Origin of the sequence: Streptomyces graminilatus (assembly GCF_001418565.1) — a bacterium.
GTDB classification, from domain to species: Bacteria; Actinomycetota; Actinomycetes; order Streptomycetales; family Streptomycetaceae; genus Streptomyces; species Streptomyces graminilatus.
The window spans coordinates 1-4,038 of the sequence record NZ_LIQQ01000553.1; the positions used below are offsets into that span (position 1 = coordinate 1).

2 protein-coding genes and 1 pseudogene are annotated in these 4,038 nt (G+C 69.6%); all 3 read right to left on the reverse strand.

Annotated features, from left to right (window positions below; all coding sequences use genetic code 11):
- A pseudogene (locus AOK08_RS36255) lies at positions 1-229 on the reverse strand (pseudouridylate synthase); the annotation flags it as partial.
- Positions 230-284: 55 nt separating this feature from the next.
- Entirely contained in the window at positions 285-1,289 is a 1,005-nt protein-coding gene (locus AOK08_RS36260; RefSeq protein WP_055533967.1) for a terpene synthase family protein, read from the reverse strand.
- Between the two features lie 828 nt (positions 1,290-2,117).
- A complete protein-coding gene (locus tag AOK08_RS36265; protein ID WP_055533969.1) occupies positions 2,118-3,692 on the reverse strand; it encodes an amino acid permease in 1,575 nt (524 codons plus the stop codon).
- Positions 3,693-4,038 lie beyond the last annotated feature (346 nt).

A 4,038-nucleotide genomic window follows, 5' to 3' on the forward strand; every position in this document is an offset into this window, starting at 1 on the left:
CCGGCGCGTACGGCATGTCCGACGGCACCGGGCGCCCGGTGCCGTCCACGATCTGCCCCTTGTCGAACATGCCGTCGATCACCCCGGCCCCGGCCCCTGCCGCGAGCCGCGCTTCGAGATAGTCCCGTACGGTCGCCCAGGAGTCCCCGGCCGGCAACCGCACCCGCACCGGGTCCACCCCGTCGAGCTGCGGCAGGGGGGAGGGCGGGGGCGGGGTGCGGCGTCTCATCACGGTCAAGCGTACGTGGCGGTGGTGGCGGGATGCCGGTCGTGCCCTTGGGCTGTCAGGATCCGAGAGCTGTGGACGGCACACCTCCCGGGGCGGGTGCCTGGTACCGCTCGGCGATCGTCGTCCACACGTCGACGGCGGCGAGGTGGCAGCGCATCACTTCCAGCACCGCCGACAGTTGCTCACGGTCACTGCCGTTGAGCTGCAACTGCTCGCAGAGGTCGGGGAGTTGAACGGACTCGAGGTGGTCGTACTCCGACTGCCTGGCCGCCCGCAGCCGGGTGACCAGGGTCGCGGCCTCGTCGACGGAGACGTCCAGGAACCGCGCGAACACGAGGACGAAGTTGCAGATCTCGTCCTCGTTCTCGACCTCCCGGCGGTAGGAGCGGACGTCGTTGTAGAGGGTCTGAAGGTCCGTCCAGGCGTCCATCAGCGCACGGAACGGACGGGACTGGCGCACCCGCGTCGGCACCTCCGTGCCCGCCACGTGCTCGGCGAGGCAGATCCCGACATGGCCGCCGAACGAACCGCGCCGGCGCACCAGGTACTCGGCGGGATCAGGAATGCGCCCACTGCACATGCATTCGAGCTCCCAGCACTGTCCGTCGGCATATTCCATCACGGCGTTCCGCATGTTACGTTTCCAAGGCATGGACCGCGTTGGCGTCATCCGCAGCCATATGTCCGCCAGGGACCTCTCGATGGGGTGCTCCGGTGTCGCGTGGGAGGTGCCGTTGAGCGGCATGAACAGAGAGAGCCGGTCGACCAGGGCTCGCGCCCCCGTGAGATCGCGCCTCGCTTTGAACGTCCGGGGGAACAGCAGGTCGAGGGCGAACATCCACGCGAATACGTGGTAGGCCAGGAACAGCTCTTCCTCGGGCGCGAAGGGGAAGCACCAGGCGGTGCAGTCGGCGAGTCCGATGGCGGCCCATTCGTCGGGGTCGGCTGTGAAGGGCAGCAGCCCCATGTTGTACGTCCAGGCGTCGCCTTCGCGATTCAGCAGGTCAACGCTCGGGTTTCCCTGCCAGTGGTAAAGCGCTCGGAGCGAGGGTGTGCTCATCGTGCTGATCTCCTGTCAGGTGTTCAAGAGCTGGCATGAGCGGTGACTCTCAGATCCTTCGGCTTGGACGGAACACGGATTACGGACACGGAACCGGAGGCTCCCCGGGGGACGGGTTCGAGCCGTCAGCGCACGCGCGCGACGGCCCGGGTGACACCCCCGGGCGGCCGGGCGGGAGCAGAGCCTTCCACGATTCCCTCCGGATGACGGAGCCGACCAAGTCCTGAACTGCGCGCTGTACTCCGTACGCCGCGACCGCGGCGTGGCTGACTCGTGCATGATGGGGGCCCGCCGGCTGAGCCGGTCGGGCGGGACCTCGTCGACCGTGTGCCGGGTGGCACCGTCGGCTGTGACCTGCGGGACGGCCACCGGAATGCGCACGTGGTCGGTGGACGTCACCGCCACGGCCGTGGCGTCAGCGGCGCGGTCGCGGATCGTCTCCACCTTCCGGTGCGTCTGTGGGTTTAGTCAACTGTTTGAAGCCAGTTGGACCTTGGGCACGGCGCCGGCGCGCGCTGGCGCGAAGCGCGCCCCGGGCGGGACCCGGGCCCGCGGTTCTCGGTGATCCACTGGATGTCCCGGGCGACGGTGTGCGCATCCCGACATCACCTCCACGGGCCCGGGCGCGACACCCTTTCATGCCGTCAATTCGCCCTGAAAGCCTCTTGCTTGGGACCATGCGATGGTTTTCGGCCGCCGAAAAGGGCGCCCGACCCCGGCGCATGGAGCTGCCCCGGCGCATGGAGCGGATCCCGGCTCGCCGGATGCGCGGCTTCGCGCTCCGCCGAGTGCGCCGTGGATGCGCTGCTCCGGCCGGGGCAACAAGGCTTATTCAGGCGGCAATTGGGCTGTATTCGCGGCAACGGGAGCAGATTCCGCGCCAGAGCGCACGCGGCGCACGCGCATGAGCCGGTACAGAACTCCGAACACCACCGTGACCAGCAGGAACAGCACGGTGAACCACTGGAAGTACCAGTGCCCCCCGGCCGGGTCGTAGACCGCCGCTCGGGGCCAGGCCAGGTTGACGGTCATGAAGAGGCCGTAGACGAGAGCGAGGACGTTGACGGGGATGCCCCAGCGGCCCAGGGAGAACAGGGGCTTGCCGGATTCGTCGGTGCCCTCGGCGACGCCGAACGTGCCCTTCAGGCGCTGGACCAGCAGTGGGCCCGTCACCATCGCGTACGCCAGGTACAGCATCACGATGCAGGTGGTGCCGATGGCCAGGAAGGCATCGGGGGAGGCGAAGTTGAGGAGGAGTAGCGCCGCCGCCAGGACTCCGACGACCACGGCCGGGCCGCTCGGCATGCCCGTGCGCGGGTTGACCCTGGCGAGGCCGGCCGAGAAGGGCAGCTGGCCGTCGCGGGCCATCGAGAAGAGCATCCGGCAGGCCGCTGTCTGGATCGCGAGGGTAGCCACCGCGATCGCCACCACCACGTCGACCAGCAGGGCGCGGCCCATGCCGTCGCCGAGGCTGCTCGTCAGGACGTAGCTGAGGCCCTCGGTGCCGAGCCTGCCGTCGGTGAGGCTCGGCGCGGCGAGCAGGCCGGCGAGGATGATCAGGCCGCCCAGCAGGCCCGCCGCGGCGAGCGCCGTGAGGATCGTGCGGGGCGCGGTGCGCCGGGGGTTGCGGGTCTCCTCGCTCATCTCACCCGCGCTGTCGAACCCGATCATCACGTACGCCGCCGTGAACGAGCCCACCAGGAGTGCCCCGGTGAGGCCGGACTCCAGTGCCGTACCGGTGTGGAAGGTGATGCCGGGAGCGCGCTCGGAGTGGGTGAGCAGGAGCACGATGATCAGGACGGCGCCGATGATCTCGGCGGTCACGCCGACCCGGTTGATCAGGGACATCACACGGTTGTCCAGGACGTTCACCAGGGTCGTCAGGGCCAGCAGGAATACGCCGAGAATCGCCGCGTTGGCCGCGCCGCTCGCCGAGGTGGGCGCCGGGTCGCTCCCCACCAGCTGGAAGCCGGACCAGATGGCCGGCATGACGACCTGGAGCGCGAGCGCCGCCGCCGCGACCACCACGATCTGCCCGATCACCATGATCCAGCCGGCGAACCAGCCGAAGGTGAGGTTGGAGAGCCGGGACGACCACTGGTAGATCGCGCCGGAGATCGGATAGCGCGCGGCCAGTTCCGCGAAGCACGCGGCGACCAGCATCTGGCCGATCAGTACGGCCGGCCAGGCCCAGAAGAAGGCGGGGCCGCCGAACGCGTACCCGAAGGCGAAGAACTGGAAGACGGTCGTGAGGACGGAGATGAAGGAGAACCCGGCGGCGAACGAGGCGTACCGGCCGAGGCTGCGGTGCAGTTCCTGGCGGTAGCCGAACTCGGCGAGGGAGCGGTCGGCGGACGTCTCGGCTGGGTCGGGGCGTACGTCGGAGTCTGCGGTCGTGGTCACGGCGTGGACCTGCCTTCGGCGCGGAATTCCTGTCGGGTGACAGAAATTAAGGAGGCGCTGTTTCGCAGGGATGTCGCGGCCGTGTCGAGGCGGGGCCCAAGTCCTCACGTACCGGCCGCGACCGGGCGGCTGGGCGGTGTGATGAGGCTCGGCGGCATGCTACTGGCTCGGCGGACGCCCCGCGCGGTGCGTTCCGGCCTCGGGGGCAAGTGTGATGTGAGCGTGACATATCGGATGAGGGCGTCCGATTCCCGCTCGCCGGACGGGGGCGCCAACCGGGCGCCAAGGGTGGGGAGTTCGGGCTGCTGCCCGCTTGTCCCGCCGCGCCGGGGCCACCCGGTCGGGC

Excerpts from the sequence above, each read along its gene's own strand:
- AOK08_RS36260 (WP_055533967.1), bottom strand. The coding sequence starts at position 1,289 with ATGAGCACACCCTCGCTCCGAGCGCTTTACCACTGGCAGGGAAACCCG.